General features: G+C 40.6%; 10 protein-coding genes, 1 pseudogene and 1 riboswitch. Of the genes and pseudogenes, 6 read left to right on the forward strand and 5 right to left on the reverse strand.

Translation table 11 applies throughout. The features are described 5' to 3' along the window. The first annotated feature begins 510 nt into the window (after positions 1-510). The 3 genes from HWQ43_RS19830 (at position 511) to HWQ43_RS19840 (ending at position 2,652) form a co-directional block, all read left to right on the forward strand. Complete coding sequence (locus tag HWQ43_RS19830) at positions 511-906, forward strand: hypothetical protein (protein WP_292737217.1); 396 nt, start codon at positions 511-513, stop codon at positions 904-906. Positions 907-1,581: 675 nt separating this feature from the next. Continuing rightward, positions 1,582-1,923, forward strand: a complete 342-nt coding sequence (locus tag HWQ43_RS19835; RefSeq protein ID WP_292737219.1) for an NINE protein — start codon at positions 1,582-1,584, stop codon at positions 1,921-1,923. 21 nt (positions 1,924-1,944) lie between these two features. Next, on the forward strand, positions 1,945-2,652 hold the full coding sequence (locus HWQ43_RS19840) for a helix-hairpin-helix domain-containing protein (protein WP_292737220.1): 708 nt from the start codon (positions 1,945-1,947) through the stop codon (positions 2,650-2,652). Here HWQ43_RS19840 and HWQ43_RS19845 read toward each other — a convergent pair. Continuing rightward, positions 2,649-5,296: pseudogene (locus tag HWQ43_RS19845) on the reverse strand (ATP-binding protein). The gene HWQ43_RS19840 and the pseudogene HWQ43_RS19845 sit on opposite strands and share 4 nt — an antisense overlap. Before the next feature lie 414 nt (positions 5,297-5,710). On the opposite strand from HWQ43_RS19845, the gene HWQ43_RS19850 reads away from it, so the two are divergent. Then, positions 5,711-7,963, forward strand: coding sequence for a glycoside hydrolase family 65 protein (locus HWQ43_RS19850; protein WP_292737225.1), 2,253 nt, complete (start codon positions 5,711-5,713; stop codon positions 7,961-7,963). 236 nt (positions 7,964-8,199) lie between these two features. Beyond that, complete coding sequence (locus HWQ43_RS19855; RefSeq protein ID WP_292737228.1) at positions 8,200-11,010, forward strand: ATP-binding protein; 2,811 nt, start codon at positions 8,200-8,202, stop codon at positions 11,008-11,010. A 250-nt stretch (positions 11,011-11,260) separates the two neighbouring features. Here the strand turns inward: HWQ43_RS19855 and HWQ43_RS19860 are convergent, their stop codons facing one another. The 4 genes from HWQ43_RS19860 to HWQ43_RS19875 all read right to left on the reverse strand — a co-directional run bounded on the left by HWQ43_RS19860 (position 11,261) and on the right by HWQ43_RS19875 (position 13,506). Beyond that, positions 11,261-12,121 carry a class I SAM-dependent methyltransferase gene (locus HWQ43_RS19860; protein ID WP_292737230.1) on the reverse strand — a complete coding sequence of 287 codons (861 nt, stop codon included), beginning with the start codon at positions 12,119-12,121 and terminating at the stop codon, positions 11,261-11,263. Between the two features lie 18 nt (positions 12,122-12,139). Beyond that, positions 12,140-12,604, reverse strand: a complete 465-nt coding sequence (locus HWQ43_RS19865; protein ID WP_292737232.1) for a hypothetical protein — start codon at positions 12,602-12,604, stop codon at positions 12,140-12,142. Positions 12,605-12,766: 162 nt separating this feature from the next. Next, positions 12,767-13,177, reverse strand: coding sequence for a DUF1636 domain-containing protein (locus HWQ43_RS19870; RefSeq protein WP_292737234.1), 411 nt, complete (start codon positions 13,175-13,177; stop codon positions 12,767-12,769). A 20-nt stretch (positions 13,178-13,197) separates the two neighbouring features. Beyond that, the gene (locus HWQ43_RS19875) at positions 13,198-13,506 is read right to left on the reverse strand and encodes a hypothetical protein (RefSeq protein ID WP_292737236.1); all 309 of its coding nucleotides are present in this window, start codon (positions 13,504-13,506) and stop codon (positions 13,198-13,200) included. After that, positions 13,480-13,623: riboswitch (cobalamin riboswitch) on the reverse strand. It overlaps the preceding gene by 27 nt. Positions 13,624-13,851: 228 nt before the next feature. Here HWQ43_RS19875 and HWQ43_RS19880 point away from each other — a divergent pair. Further along, positions 13,852-15,957, forward strand: coding sequence for a hydantoinase/oxoprolinase family protein (locus HWQ43_RS19880; RefSeq protein WP_292737238.1), 2,106 nt, complete (start codon positions 13,852-13,854; stop codon positions 15,955-15,957). The last annotated feature ends 48 nt before the right edge of the window (positions 15,958-16,005 follow it).

Consider the following 16,005-nt stretch of genomic DNA (forward strand, 5'->3'; position numbering starts at 1 on the left):
TAAGTTCGTTGAGATATATTAATCACTCCACTAACGCAATCATACAAGCGATCGCTAATCAATATCACAAAAAACCCATATTCTACTCAGCGTTACGGATTTTGCAGAGTTCAGCATTACTTTATCAATATATTGCGTGTGATATCTAGGTTTTTTGAATTGAAACCAGTTGCCGTTACTAAACATCGCCACTAACATAACGCTTTAAATTAATAAAATAATGAGTTTAGTTACCACCACTACTATTTTCGTTACAATATTAAGAGTTTGTTACTAAAATAACGAGTGTAGTTACTAACGCTACGATTTTTGTTACAAACATGATTATTTTCGTTACAATGTTACGAGTTTAGTTACCACCACTACGATTTTCGTTACAAACATCATAGTTTTAGTGGATATTACTTAAGCTATAGTTATATTCAGCACCAATTTTGTGGATTTTACTCAACCAAAATTAAGCTTTAGTAAGGCAAGCTAGTTCTAGAACACAATAAAAAGAACATAATTATGCCTCGTCAAAAGCGTACATATCGCGTTCTAGAAAAAGCTGAATTGAGAATGTCCGGACTCAAAGCAATTGATCCGAGTATGGATTTTGGGGATGCTCGCAACTTGCAAAATATCACACAAATAATTCAGCAGTATCGTAGCAAAATAGAAGCTTATAATACTACTCTGGCTTTGATTGACTCTTACAAAAATGAGATGAAGGATTTGGAAACAACTTTGAGCGACTTGACGGAAAAAATGCTCCTTGGAGTTGCTTTTAAATACGGCAAAGACAGCTATGAATATCAGATGGCGGGTGGTGTTCGTAAAAGCGATCGCATCCGTAAAAGCACAGCAACACGTTTGAGAACAACTTTAGAGGAAGCAAATACTAAGAGTGCTACAACTGTATAAAAGCGCCTTAGACTTAAGTCTGCACTACTGAAACAAAGCCTGTTTTTAGCAGTTTTTTAGGCACGAACAGGAGTTATGCAAAGTAGAACAAGAACTGCTAATCGCTGTCATGCTTTAATTTTAGATTGTTCTGTTGTCTAAAACAGCAAAGAAGGCAAAACTTAAGTAATTTTTTCGGCTGTACATTTTACTTTAGTCATCAGAAACTTTACGTAACTCTATTGATGTAACTATAAGTAAAGTCGGTAAAATTCGTGAGGTTTAACAGATAGAAATTAAATAAAATTAGCTTTAAATAACAGTCAATATCTGTTAAACTAAACAAATTTGTATTAACCGATCGATTGTTTATCAGCAACTATTGCTCAACATAACTTTATTTACTGATGAGCGACTTGTATAACCAAAGATTCAAACTCAAACTTCATCAGTTGCGTTTAGTTCCATATCTAGCAATTGGTTCTCTAATTTTTTATTTCAATTCCAACCTAGATTTAAACTACATAGTTAAAGGATATTTAGTCTTAATGGAATCTCAAATATGTATAATTATTATTTATCTCCTGACAGCAAAGTTAACTACTAAATCGCCTAAATAATCAAAAAAGTTCAAATAGTTTGTTCGTATTATATGCCAATAGATATTTATTAGAGTTAATTAAGGAAGAAAATAACATGAAGACTAAATCTACAGCAATTATACTTTGCTTTTTTGGTGGGTGGTTGGGGATTCACAAATTTTATTTAGGACAAAATGTAGCAGGTATTTTATACTTATTGTTTTTTTGGACTTGTATTCCATCTTTAATAGCTTTTGTTGAGTTCTTTATCCTAGTTTTGATGTCAGATACCGAATTCAATACAAAATATAATCAAGTTATCGCAAGCACAGGTGGAGCAGTCTCTGCAAAAGATGCAACCAGTGCATTAACTGATTTAAAAACTCTTTTTGATTCTGGGATAATTACCGCAGAAGAGTATGAAGAAAAACGCCAAAACCTTCTGAAATATTTATAAATTAAAATTATTAGTCGATTTATGATGTCACAATCTAAATCTTGGTTTCAACAAACTCCTGCTTGGGTGTGGTTATCATTAATTCCGATATTGGGGGGATTTGCTATTGCTTATGCAGGTTACAAATCTAAGACTAAAAGTTGGATTGTTATAGGAATTAGCACCTCTGTTTTAGCTTTAGCTTTCTCGGCAAATGGTTTAGCATTTGCGATCTTTTGGATCGCTCAAACTGGCGTTGCCTTCTATCTCAAGAAATATTATTTAGTCAAAACCTATCCGAAAAATTTCCCAGTTCCTGAAGAACAAGAGTTAGCAAATTTAGTTGCGAATACTCGTGATAAAATAGATATTAATGAATGCTCAAAACATGAATTAGTTAATTATTTAGGGCTACCGATAGTTTATGCAAATAACATCGAATCATTGATGAATGAGGGATATGTTTTTACTCATATAGAAGAGTTAATAGAAATAGCCGGAATTCCCGAAAAGCAGGTAACTCGAATTACACCACTGATTACTTTTAGCTACAATTACAAAAAAGAAGCTGATTTTTCTTGGAAACGATTAAACACATATTCAACTGATGAATTAATTACCTGTGGATTGGATAGAACGATCGCTGAAAAAATTATTGCCGAAAGGCAGCAACGAGGTGAGTATAAATCATTGATTGATGTGAAGCAACGCACTGGATTACCGTTTAATACTTATCGTCACATAGCTTAGGCTCTCCATTGTCCCGCCTTTTTCCAAGGAAGTTTGACTGTAAATCGGCTACCTTTACCTAACTGACTTTCGGCGTGAACAGTCCCACCATGTAACTCGACAATTTTTGCACCATTACTAATCCTAAACCCGTGCCTGTAGAACGACGAGTAGAGGCATTTTCAACTTGCACAAAAGGTTGAAATAATTTAAAAAGGTCGTCGGAAAGCATCCCAATACCAGTATCTACCACGCTGATAAAAATATATTCATTGGTGGAACTTGGCTGGGCTTCAATCCAGACTTCGCCTCCTTCTTTAGTAAACTTGATCGCGTTAGTCAATAAGTTGATAAATACTTGGCGAATGCGGCGTTCATCGACTTGGATGGGTTCGAGTTCTTCAGGTATTTGTGCCCTCATCTGGATATTTTTCTGGAAGGCTAAATCTTTGACAAAACTCAAGCAGAAGTCACATATTCCCTGAATCGAAGTAGCAGCTAGTTGCAGTTCTATTTTGCTGGATTCGGTGTCAGTAAGGTCAAGGATTTGGTTAATTAATTCTAGTAGATTCTTACCGCTAGATTCGAGCATATTTAAAGACTGGCGCTGTTCTTCACTTACAGGGCCGTACACTTGATCTTTGAGTGCCTCTGTGATTCCCAGAATTGAGTTTAAAGGATTTCTCAGATCGTGGTTGATGTTTCCTAAAAAGGTTTTTCTAGCACGATTCGCCACTTCGGCTGTTTCTTTCGCCTCACCTAGCGCGGATTCTGCGCGTTTGCGATCGCCTACTTCTAAAGTCAAAGCGACAATTTCCGCAATTGAGCTAACGAAGTTTTGCTCGCTCAGTTCCCATTTGCGGGAAGTATCAACCTGTTCAGATAATACTGTTCCCACCATTTTCCCCCCAACCCAAAGACTGGTATCAATTAGGGAGACAATATTATTTGGTTCGAGCCATGTATCCGATAATTCTTGTACCCGTGGATCGGTGCGAGTGTCACAGACGGCAATGGTACGAGAAACCACCAAGGCTTTAAAGTAGATTAAATAATCTGTAAGGTTGCGTTCTAAACCTGCCGAATGTTTTTGATTGCTACGTTCATAGAGACTTATGCATTGTAGCTTGGTGCGCTCGCTATTGAATAACCACACACTCACTCGTTCTACTTCTAAGGCATTGGCTGCTTTTTCTGTGATAACTTTGAATGCTGTTTCTAAATTTCCTTCAAAAATCGCTTTGTGATTTGCCAATTCTGTGAGTACTTGATAATGCTGCCCCAGTTTTTGCTCACTGTTAATGCGTTCTTGAATCTGTTGCTGTAATTCTTGAGTTCGCTGCTTAACTTGCAGTTCTAAATCCTCATTTTTGCTAATCAGTGCTGTAAAGGTTTTGCGTAAATCTTGCGCCATCTCATTAAAAGATCCACCCAGCACCTCTAGTTCTTTAATGCCTTGTACTTTCACCACTGAGTCTTCGCTGTTGCTAAAATCAGTTAAATCTTTTGTCGCCCGGCTGAAGTACAAAATTGGTTGAGTAATCCATCGAGCGGTGACAATCCCCAATATAATAGCTAGTCCCAACGTTCCCAAACAGAGAAAAATTGTAGTTTGAATGTTGCGATTAATTTGTCCCATAAAGTCTGCTTCTGGGACAGCCACGATCATCAACCAGTTGACATTTGCTTCGCCCTGTAACGGTCTAACTTCTAAAAATTGCCGTTTGCCGTCAAAATAAAAATCTAGTTGCTGTAAACTTTGAATTTGGTCAAAGTTATTAAATTTAGTTTTTAAGTATTTAGCGGTTGCTTTAGTCAAAGAATTTCCACTTTGGGAAGCTTTCAACCTAATGGGCTTACCATTTTGGAAGCGGAATGGTTCTTCAGTTGTAGAACTTGCAACTAATAGCCCCGATCGCTCGATAATAAAAATTTGCCCAGACTTGCCAACTTTGATGTTTTGCAGCAAATCCCCAATTTGTGATAGGTGAGTGAGAGTGCTGTTGACTCCGAGTAATTCCCCTTGGGAGTTATAGATGGGAAGAGAAGCACTAATCAGGAGTGTTGGTTCAGTGCGGGGAGTAAAAATCTCACTAAAGCTGAATTTTTTAGCGGTAACTGCTGTGAGATAATCAGGAAGCGATCGCGCATCATAGTTTTTAATAACTTCTGGTAATTGAGTACGTTGACCTTGAGAGTCAATTATGTAAGTGTAGAGGTCGTACCCAGTTGACTTTCCAGCTTTTCTGAGTAAAGATTGGCGATCGTTGAGCTTCTCAACCGCTAGATACTCTTGCTGTTCATTGCTTGCAGTTATTGCCAACGCATCTGGAAAAATCTTTAACTGCTCTATTAAATATGACTCCCAGGTTGCCAGATTTTCTATCTTCAGCAACCCCATATTAATTACATTTTGATTACTGCGTAGTACCTGACGCGGCGTTGCCAAATAAGTCTGTAAATTCTGCTCAACTCGATTGCCAACTTCATGACGTAATTCGCTAGCTACCTCATTAACTGCCTTTTGCCCGTTGCCGATTGATAAATATGCAGTCAATCCCACAGCTAGCAAGATTTGCAGCAAAAACAACGCTACCAAAATGCGACTTAGAGGTACGCCTTTAAACAGAGAAAAAACATTACTTTGCCCGGTATTTTTGTTCATCTGCCCACTTCCCCTTCCTGTCCTGTATTACTGAGTACAACACCTCTAGTTTGCTGTCCTGTGGGCTTATGCATAGTTTGTACTCGGTCGGGTCAAGTGCCAATATACCACTTCTGGTAAAAGAACAAAACGTTACTTAACTGCACCTGTAAATTTTACCAGCCAAAAATTGATGAAAAACCGAATCAATTCGTAGCTAGTTAAGATTTATGAGTTATAACTGGCATTTTTAAATAAATCTAACTATAGACAGATGAAATTTGAAGCGTTACTGTTGTAAAAAGCGCATTTTTTAGCGTTCAGACCATGTTTTAATCTCGGCGCTAAAGAATAAGGAGTTAATCACTTAAAGGTTGCTCCTAATTTTACTGCATCCTGCCCACAGCAACCCCCAAGACATAGGTTTTATCACTCATGCTCAACGTATCCACTCACGATTCTCAACAAAATCAGCAATTAATTGACAATACTGACTGGAACGTTATTGAAACGGAGTTTAACCCGGCGCAGTTGCATCACAAAGAAACCGTCTTCACTCTTGGTAATGGGTTGTTAGGAGTGCGGGGTACATTTGAGGAAGGGTATTGCCAAGATTTTCCAGCCACACTCATCCACGGTGTTTATGATGATGTGACAATTACTCATACTGAACTAGTAAACTGTCCCAACTGGCTGCCATTGGTGGTGAAAGTAGCTGGGGAACGCTTTAGTATGGACAGTGGTGAAATTCTCAACTACGAACGTCGGCTTGACTTGCGCTTAGGTTTAGTTAGCCGTGATGTGCGCTGGCGTAGTCCTAGCGGTCATACCTTAGATTTTCACTTCGAGCGTTTCACCAGTTTAGCAGACCAACACGTTTTGGCGATTCGCGCTCAAATTACATCGGTAGACTTTGAGGGTGAAATTACCATTGAAGCCGGATTTGACAGCAAACCACATACCCAAGGCGTTAAACATTGGCGAACCTTAAACCAAGGTGGCATAGATCGGATTATCTGGTTAAACAGTAAAACTATCCACTCAAATATTCAACTTGGGATGGCAGCTAAGTTAGTGGTAGATGGCGACGAGACTGCACCCGTGAGCGTCGAAAATGCTTCTAGTTCTCCCATTTTGACAACCACCTTAGAGTTATATCCCGGAAAAACGGTAACTGTAGAAAAGATTGTCACCCTGTTTACTTCACGAGAGACAGAAATCCCCATTGCCGCCGCCTTACCAAGACTTGCTGATGAACCCAGATATACTACCCTATTGGCGGCTCACATTGCGGCATGGGAGCAAGTGTGGCAAGACAGTGACATTATTATAGAAGGCGATCACTTGGCTCAATTGAGCGTCCGTTATAATCTCTTCCAATTACTTGCTGTAACACCGCGTCACGATGATAGCGTGAGCATTCCTCCCAAAACCCTCTCCGGTTTTGCCTATAGCGGACATATCTTTTGGGATACAGAAATATTCATTCTTCCTTTCCTCACCCTAACTCAACCAGCCCTAGCGCGTAACTTGCTCACCTACCGCTACCACACCCTACCAGGAGCGAGACGCAAAGCTCAAGAAGCCGGTTATCAAGGAGCGATGTATGCTTGGGAAAGTGCCACTACTGGCGATGAAGTGACTCCGCGCTGGGTTCCGGCTCCCAATGGTGAATTAATCCGCATCTGGTGCGGTGACATTGAAGTGCATATTACCGCAGATATCGCTTATGCAATTTTGCACTACTGGCAGACTACCAACGATGATGACTGGATGCGCGATTATGGCGCGGAAATTATCCTTGATACGGCTGTTTTCTGGGAAAGTCGGGTGCAGTGGAACCAAGAGCGCCACAGCTATGACATCCTAGATGTCATTGGCCCTGATGAAAATCACGATCGCGTCGATAATAATGCCTTCACCAATCTCATGGTACAGTGGCATTTGCAGTCAGCTTTGGCGCTGTGGGATTGGCTCAAACAAGCTTATCCTGAAACTTCAGCCCAACTAGCGCAAAAACTCAACTTAACCACAGAGCGTCTGCACCATTGGGCAGAAATCCAAGAGCGTCTATTTGTCAATAAAAATGTTCAAACAGGTTTAATTGAGCAATTTGAAGGCTTTTTCCAACTAGAAGACGTTAACCTCGCTGATTACGAACCGCGCAGCAAATCTTTGCAAGGTTTGTTGGGAATTGAAGCCACCAACCAAAAGCAGATTCTCAAACAGCCAGATGTATTGATGCTTCTGTACTTACTGCGCGATCGCTACGACTATAACACCCTCGCCACCAACTGGGACTATTACACCCAACGTACCGACCACAGTTATGGTTCTTCACTAGGCCCAGCCATTAACGCCATCTTAGCTTGCGACCTCAATCAACCAACCGAAGCCTATACACATTTTCTGCGATCGGCCTTGGTAGACTTAGAGGATGTGAGAAGTAACGCCGCCGAAGGAATTCACGCCGCCAGTGCTGGAGGAGTATGGCAAGCGGTAGTTTTTGGGTTTGGCGGCATTCGGATGACTCAATTTGGCCCCGTTGCCTGTCCCAACCTACCACCCAACTGGACGCGTTTGAAGTTTCGTCTGCAATGGCGTAACGAGTGGTATGACTTCGACTTACAAGCCGAAACAGAAGTTAAAGTTCCCGCCTTGGCAGATACACGCTCGAAAATTGTCTAATAGACTTCTTGCGTGAATCAAAGAGCTTTCACCCTAAATCCCTCTCCCAAGTTTGGGAGAAGGGGTTGGGGGATGAGGGCAATAAACACTGGTGTTGTGAAGTGAATTTTCTTTGATCATATATGTATTAACATCTAAGTATTATTTATTACAGAAAGTTTTTGTGCAGAAGATTTATGAGATGGGAACTCTAGCTAATAAGCTTAATTACAGTATCCCACCCAACACTGCTAATCATGTCCAACTTTGCTCACTCCACATTGGGCCAATCTTCTTACCCTCGCTTGACTAAAAGCTTGAGTGCTGTTGAAAGTTGGGGCTTTGGTTTGACAGCTCATATTTCTTGGACAGCACTGGTTCCAGCAATTCATGCTGCTCTCGGTTCCCAAGCTATTTTTGTCTGGATACCTGCGGTGATTTTCGGAATGCTGCTCAACTATCAAGTGAAACGCTTAGGTATGCATTTCATCAATGTAGCTGGAGGAACACCTAACTATGCGACCAAGCTACTGCAAAACTACCCAGGATTAGCTCGCTATGCAGCAATTGGATACCTCCTCAACTGGGTTTCCTACCTGTCAGTGAATACAATCGTACTCAGAGATTTAATTAAAGTAAATTTGGAGCCGCTGGGTATTGCCTGTCCAGACATATTTCTGGATATTAGCTTTACACTGTTGCCCTTTATCGTGGCCTTTAGTGGGACTCGCGCCCTGAGTATTTTACATTTGTTTTTTGTCATTCCAGCCTTTGGACTACTAATGACCTTCTGTATACAAGGTCTTGGCTGGTTAGCGTTTTCTCCGGTGAGTCCTGGGTTTTTTCCTAGCAGTTGGTCATCTTTGAGCTTTGTGGATTGGGCAAAGTGGTTCTTTTTCGTCACTTATGCAACCTACAGCTGTGAAACAGCTTCTTCCTTTGTTGCCGATAGTCGCAACCCCACTCAAACGCTGCGGTTTCTAGACATTGCCGCCTGGATGATGCCACCCATCTTTTTGGGGGGTTCTTGGGTAGTAATGCGGTTGGCAACAAATCCCAACCTGAAAGACAATGCTTTTCTGAATCTGGTGGCGGCTTCCCAGCCCTTTTGGGGAAAATTAGCTGGTGTAAGTATTTCTTTTTTGCTAGTAGCAGCTTGTCTACTCGGTTCGGCAACGGTGGTTTCTAATTGCCCGCGAATTTTGTATCAACTGGCTTTAGATAACCACATTTCACCAGTATTTTCTGTTGTCTCCCGTCGGGGTGTGTTTGTCCCAGCATTGACATTGACACTGGTGTTGTGCTTAATCTATCTGATTTGGGGAGATGTGGCGCGAATCGTCGCTGTTGGTAACATCGGTTGGTTTGTCTCCTTTATGTTACTGCATTTAGGGCTTTGGCTTAGGCGCGATCGCCCGGAAGTTTTGTTTCCTCGCATATCTCTGGGCATTCTGCTGTTAGAAGTTGTAGTGCTGTTCGTGGGCGGATTTGCTTGGGGTTGGCTCAACTTGCTGATTGGGCTATTATTTCCCATTGGTGTTATGGGAATAGATGCGGTGATTCGCCGTATGGACTTCCCTGCATTCCATCCCAAGTGGTGGATGCGGCGATATCGCACGCGCCCTGTGGTAATCATTAAAGATTCAGTAATTCTTCAGGTGAGCATCCTGATTTTTTTACTGTGCAGCGCCGTGGCAGTTGGCTGGTTATTTGGTGTCAAACTTAATAAAGTAGCGACTGCGGGCGGTGAGAATATATTTGTGGTGCTACTGATGAGCGTGGCATTTGTGGGAGTAGCGATCGCTTGTTGGACAAGTTTACCGCAAGTAGTTGCGATCGCAGAAGCCAGAGAAGCTGCCGAACACCTCTTTACAGTCGCCCAAGATGGTATTTTAGTCGTAGATAATCTAGGCATTATCCAGCAAGCTAACCCAGCCACTGAATCGTTTTTTGGTGTCAACCCATCTGAGTTGCCAGGAAATCACCTCAATAAATGGCTACCTGCATTAGTCTACTATCCAGAGCAGTGGACAAAGCGTAGCGAACAAATTCTAATCGGCAATGGAAAAAACAGAACTCTGGAAGTTTCCATCTCAGATAGACCCCATCAGGATTTTCAGGAATATGTCGTGATTCTCCACGATATTACCCAGCGCAAACAAGCAGAACAGATATTGCGATATTCAGAAGCACAATTGCGCCAAGAGGCAAAGCAGCTAGTATCTCAATTGGTGCATAGTGAAAAAATGTCCAGTTTGGGGCAGTTAGTAGCAGGTGTAGCGCACGAAATCAACAACCCAATCAATTTTATTTATGGCAATGTCGGCTATGCCAATCAATATATCCAAGATTTACTGATACTGCTGCAACTATACCAGCAAAACTATCCTAATCCAGTCACGGAAATTCAAAAACAAACAGAAGCAATCGACTTAGATTTTCTAATTGCAGACTTGCCCAACTTGCTAACTTCGATGACAGTTGGTGCCGAACGAATCACAGAAATTGTCTTATCTCTGCGAAACTTTTCTCGGTTAGATGACGCAGAGATGAAAGCTGTGAATATCCGTGAGGGTATAGATAATACCTTGATGATTTTAGAACATCGCCTCAAACCTAAATCTAACAATAAAACAATTGAGGTAATTAAAGAATACGGCGACCTGCCATTAGTAGAATGTTATGCTGGACAACTGAATCAAGTATTTATGAATCTTCTCGCAAATGCGATCGATGCTTTAGAAGAGGCAGTGGAAAATGGTGAGTGGGAAGTAGGGGAAAAAGCGTTTTCTAATCCCCAGATACGCATTCAGACTAAACTCACTAGTGAAAATCAGGTAGTTATTCGTATTGGCGACAATGGTATAGGCATTCCCGAAACGGTACAAAAACAATTATTTGAACCATTTTTTACGACTAAACCAGTTAATAAAGGTACTGGGTTAGGTTTATCTATTAGTTATCAGATTATCACTCAAAAACATCAGGGAAAATTAGAATGTATTTCTGCTCCTGGGCAGGGAACAGAATTTGTAATTGTAATTCCGCTAAACCAGCAAGCTATCTAATTGTCAACATTTTGAAAGCAAAAATAAAAATTGTGATAATTATCCGTGTCCCATTTTCGGGTGTAGTAAATGATATCATGCCCGTATAATTAGTTATGATTTCCACAGTCATTGCACCCCACCCCCAGCCTCTCCCCGCAGGCGGGGTGGGGTTCTTCAGGTTTAATAAGTAATCTAGCGGACATGATATGATTGTGTTTAGTTGCTGCTTGTTACCAATCTTGGGTATTTATTTCTGGGGTCATTTTGATTAAACTTTTTTTGATAACTGCCAAAGTTGGATTTCATAACGCAGATGGCTCTCAAAAATTACCCGTGCTGTTAAACCTTCCGTAATCGGTTTTTCCAACCAACGCTTAAATGCTAAACGACCAAGTGCGTGTAATGGAGGGACAGTGATCGCCACAACATCAGCAATATATTTAACTGTTGTCAGTCCAAAAGTACGGAAGTTATCAACACACAAATCAATCGTTGGCGCAATATGGGTTGAAATGTCTTCAGTCTTGATTAAATTAAATCCAGATTTTTTCAACGCTATCTGGAGTTCACTGGCGATATGACAATTAGAAAAAATACCTTCTTGGTATTCGGCATCGAAACGCATCATGTCTGCAAGCAGTAGGTAGCCACCACTATCCAGTAAACGAGCCGCACCTTGAGCTAAATCGAGAGCAGCAATATATTGACTGCTTTCGCTAAATAAGATCAGGTCGTAGGAGTATGATTTGTTAAAATCTTCAAATCTCGTTAAGTAGAAAGGTACTTGACCATTGGTATTTTGAAAAAACCTCTCTTGCTGGAGTGCGTCGGGTGCTAATCCCTCAACACTGAAACCGCGTGAGCACAAATATGCCGCATTACCACCAATCCCACAGCCTACGTCAAGTACAGTTTTGATATCTTCTGGGATAAAACTCAAAAGTTTGGCTGTATAGCTTTCCTGCGCCACACGCAGACGAGTTAGAGTTAATTCTTCACCATGAGTAGGTAGTGGTTCCCAATACCCATAATGGAGATAGGAGGAATTTGTGAGTCCAATATAATAATCTATCGCTGCATTTTGGTAGCGAGTTGGTTTGGGAATCTTGCTTGATTTTGGCTTGAGCATTGAGGAATAAAGTAAGTTTTAGGGCATTAAGCTTGGTTTAAATTCTGACCATCGCTTACAAACTTGTTCGTAGCAATCGGCTGGAGTAATTTTTAGTTGGTGTAAAAAATTAACCTCAATCTGAGGTTCAGCCTTTAGCACTAGAAGAATATCTTGATGGGGATTGTATGTTACGACTGCTGGGAAAATTGATGAAATCATGGATGAGCAGATTGATTGCGATATAGCTCCGCAATCCTGAAACGAGCGCAAGTAGAACCTAATCAGATCGGAGGGTAGAAATTGCAGGGTGAAGGGAACTGTATCAAGACTTGTAATTGTAGGGTGAGTAACTTTAGTATCCACATCACAAATGACAACTCCCCGCCCAAATGACTGAAATCCCTGCCATCCTGTGTAGCCGATTACCAGCAGATTATTATGAATAAAGCTGTTTTGCCAGTAGCCAAAATTTCCTTGCCAGACACTATTGGAGGGTCGCATTCACTTCCTCCCATAAGACTTTTGTTTCTTCACTTCCCGATTTTCACCAATGCAGGGATCGCCTAACCTTGCTGTTTTAATCTGCATTACTTTCTATTCCTTTTAAGATTAATGATTTAGGTACTAGAGATTAGAAACTGAAAAATTTTACCCAATCATCAATTAACAACAACTTATATTTAATTTTGCCCACTTATTTAGTGGTGGAATCTTTGCCAAAATACCCTTTCTCAAAATTTCCGGTCGTTCTGACCAAGGCAATGAACCATCGAGTTTAGCATAATATTGACTAGCACATTGCAAAACATCAGATGCACTAGTGTCGACTGGTAAATCACCAAAGAGATAGGTTGATTTACCTTCTGCTGTAAAGGCAATAACACAAGAATGGTTACAAGCACTCATGCATTCAACTCCCTGAATGAGGAATTTATTTCGCAATTCCCAATCTTGTGCAAGTTCATGAAGGTGTAGTAGTAGTTGCTCACCTTTACTTTCACCAACTCGTTTACCATCTTGCCAGACGCTGGCGCAGGTCGTGCAAACAAATAAACTATGTTGTTTGTCAAGCATTAATTTTGAAGTGTGTAGGATTAAGTCCGAATCGCAGATATGACATGTTGTCGCAGTCGTGCAACTGCAACATAGCTATAGAGTAAATTTGGCACAAATGATGTTGCAAAAGCTTTCACGCTAGGGAAAAAATAGCGTAAATGACAGTTACACCAAAGCACAATTGTAACTATCAATAAACTGCCTATAATTTCATAGCCATGAGTAGTCCGTGGCGTATCTCTGGCATTATGAGAGCGTGAAACTGATGTATCTTTGAAATATTTATGGCAATGTTCACCTGTACCTCGCAGATGGATGTAAGTTTGTCTGTTACTTTCGGCGGGCATTCTGACTTTGAGGCATAAGCTTCATTACAGCTGCGGGACAGCGACGGATTTACACCGAACTTTCCCCCTTGCGTCTGATGGCTGATCCCCACCAGAACCGATTTGATATTGGTTTTATAATAGCATGATTATAAATGAATGTAAGAACACTTAAATTTACTGGTTGCAATAGCTACAATTATATTAGCCGCGATCCCTGAGTTCGATGTAACGATGTCTACGACGGGCTATTCGGTGTCGCTAACCGGACTCACTAGCTGAAAAATCAAAACTTAAAATTGAGGAAGTATAAACACTCCAAATTCTATTGTTATGCTACCTCTATAGTGTCGAGTAAACAGAGTAATGTTGAAGTTTTTTGCTGACCGTGGTGGTACATTCACAGATATTGTTGCTGTTACTAACAATCAAGCAATTATCGATGGAGTTTCAAAACATACCGAACGTTTTTTAATTATCCCTCTGCCTAATCAGCAATGGATTATAGTCTACAAACTACTTTCAGAAAATCCCGAACTATATCAAGATGCAGCCATCCAAGGTATTCGAGATATCATAGGTATTGCTAGCAACGAAGCCATTCCTAATGAAGCGATAGAAGTTGTAAAAATGGGGACAACAGTAGCAACAAATGCGTTGTTAGAAAGGAAAGGTGATCGCGTCGTTCTTCTCATCACCAAAGGCTTTAAAGATGCGCTGCGAATTGGCTACCAAAACCGTCCTAACATCTTTGCTCGTCATATTGTTTTACCAACCATGCTTTATGAGCAGGTAATTGAGATAGATGAACGCTACGATGCTAACGGAAATGAATTAGTATCCATAAATATTGAACAAGTTAAAAGTGACTTACAAGCAGTTTACTATACAGGAATTCGGAGTTGTGCTATTGTTTTTATGCACAGCGATCGCTATCCTGCTCACGAACAACAAATAGCCCAGCTTGCCCAAGAAATCGGCTTTACTCAAATATCCGTATCCCATCAAGTTAGTCCCTTAATGAAGTTAGTTAGTCGGGGAGATACAACAGTAGTCGATGCTTATTTAACTCCTATTCTGCGCCGCTACGTTAACCAAGTAGCGAATCAGTTACCCAACGTCAAATTAATGTTCATGAAATCTGATGGTGGTTTAGTCGCAGCCGAACAATTTCAAGGAAAAGATAGTATTTTAAGCGGCCCAGCTGGCGGTATTGTTGGCGCAGTCCAAAGTAGTAAAAGAGCAGGTTTCGAGTTAGTTATTACCTTTGACATGGGAGGGACAAGTACAGATGTCGCTCATTTTAAAGGAGAGTATGAACGACAACTAGATTCAGAAATTGCTGGGGCGCGGATGCGAGTTCCTGTATTAGCAATTAATACTATTGCTGCTGGTGGTGGTTCAGTTCTCTTTTTTGATGGTTCTAGTTATCGTGTCGGCCCTAAATCTGCTGCTTCAAATCCTGGGCCTGCTTGTTATCGACGTGGCGGCCCATTAGCGGTTACTGATGCCAATGTGATGTTAGGTAAAATTCACCCACAATATTTTCCCTCAGTTTTTGGCATTGATGGAAATTTACCTTTAGAGAAAGATATTGTTATTCAAAAATTTACCCAATTAACCCAAGACATTCAAGCCGCTACATTAAATGATTGTACTCCCGAACAAGTAGCTGCTGGATTTATTGCGATCGCAGTGGAAAATATGGCGAATGCAATTAAAAAAATCAGTCTACAACGCGGTTATGATGTCAGCCAATATGTGCTTTGTTGTTTTGGTGGTGCAGGTGGACAAGTTGCTTGTTTAATTGCCGATACCTTGGGAATGAAAAAAATATTTTTACATCCTTATGCTGGAGTCCTATCTGCTTATGGAATGGGATTAGCTGATGTACGAGCGATTAGAGAAGGAGGAGTTGAACAACCTTTAACTCAAGCATTAGTCCCTAAGTTACAGCAGCTAATGGAATATTTAGAAACTCAAGCTAGCAATGAAATAGATGAGGCACTGAGTCAAGTAGAGGTAATCCGAAAAGCTAACTTAAAATACGAGGGTACTAACTCTATCTTGACTGTTAATTTTGCCGATGATGTGGTAGTGATGCGACAAGAATTTGAGAGTGAACATAAATCTCGCTATGGTTTCATTCAATTAGAGAAAACCTTAATTGTCGAATCTTCTTCAGTGGAAGTAATTCAAAAAATGGATACTCCTGAAGAACCTTTAGTTATTCGTACCCGCCCTTTAGATGAAGTGCCCATATCTGTTGAAACAGTCAAGATGTTTACTGCTGAGAGATGGCACGATACTCCTATTTATAGACGAGAAGATTTACAGCCAGAAGATATTCTTAATGGCCCTGCGATCGTTGTGGAAAAAATTAGCACAATTGTAGTTGAGCCTAACTGGCAAGCGAGATTAAGTGCACAAAATCATCTTATTCTACAGCATCTATCAACAGGCTATAAGTAAGTTGGCGTGAAAAAACCAAAGTATGTAAAGATAAGTAAATACGGAGAA

This window comes from Nostoc sp. JL31 (assembly GCF_017114965.1).
Classification (GTDB): domain Bacteria; phylum Cyanobacteriota; class Cyanobacteriia; order Cyanobacteriales; family Nostocaceae; genus Nostoc; species Nostoc punctiforme_A.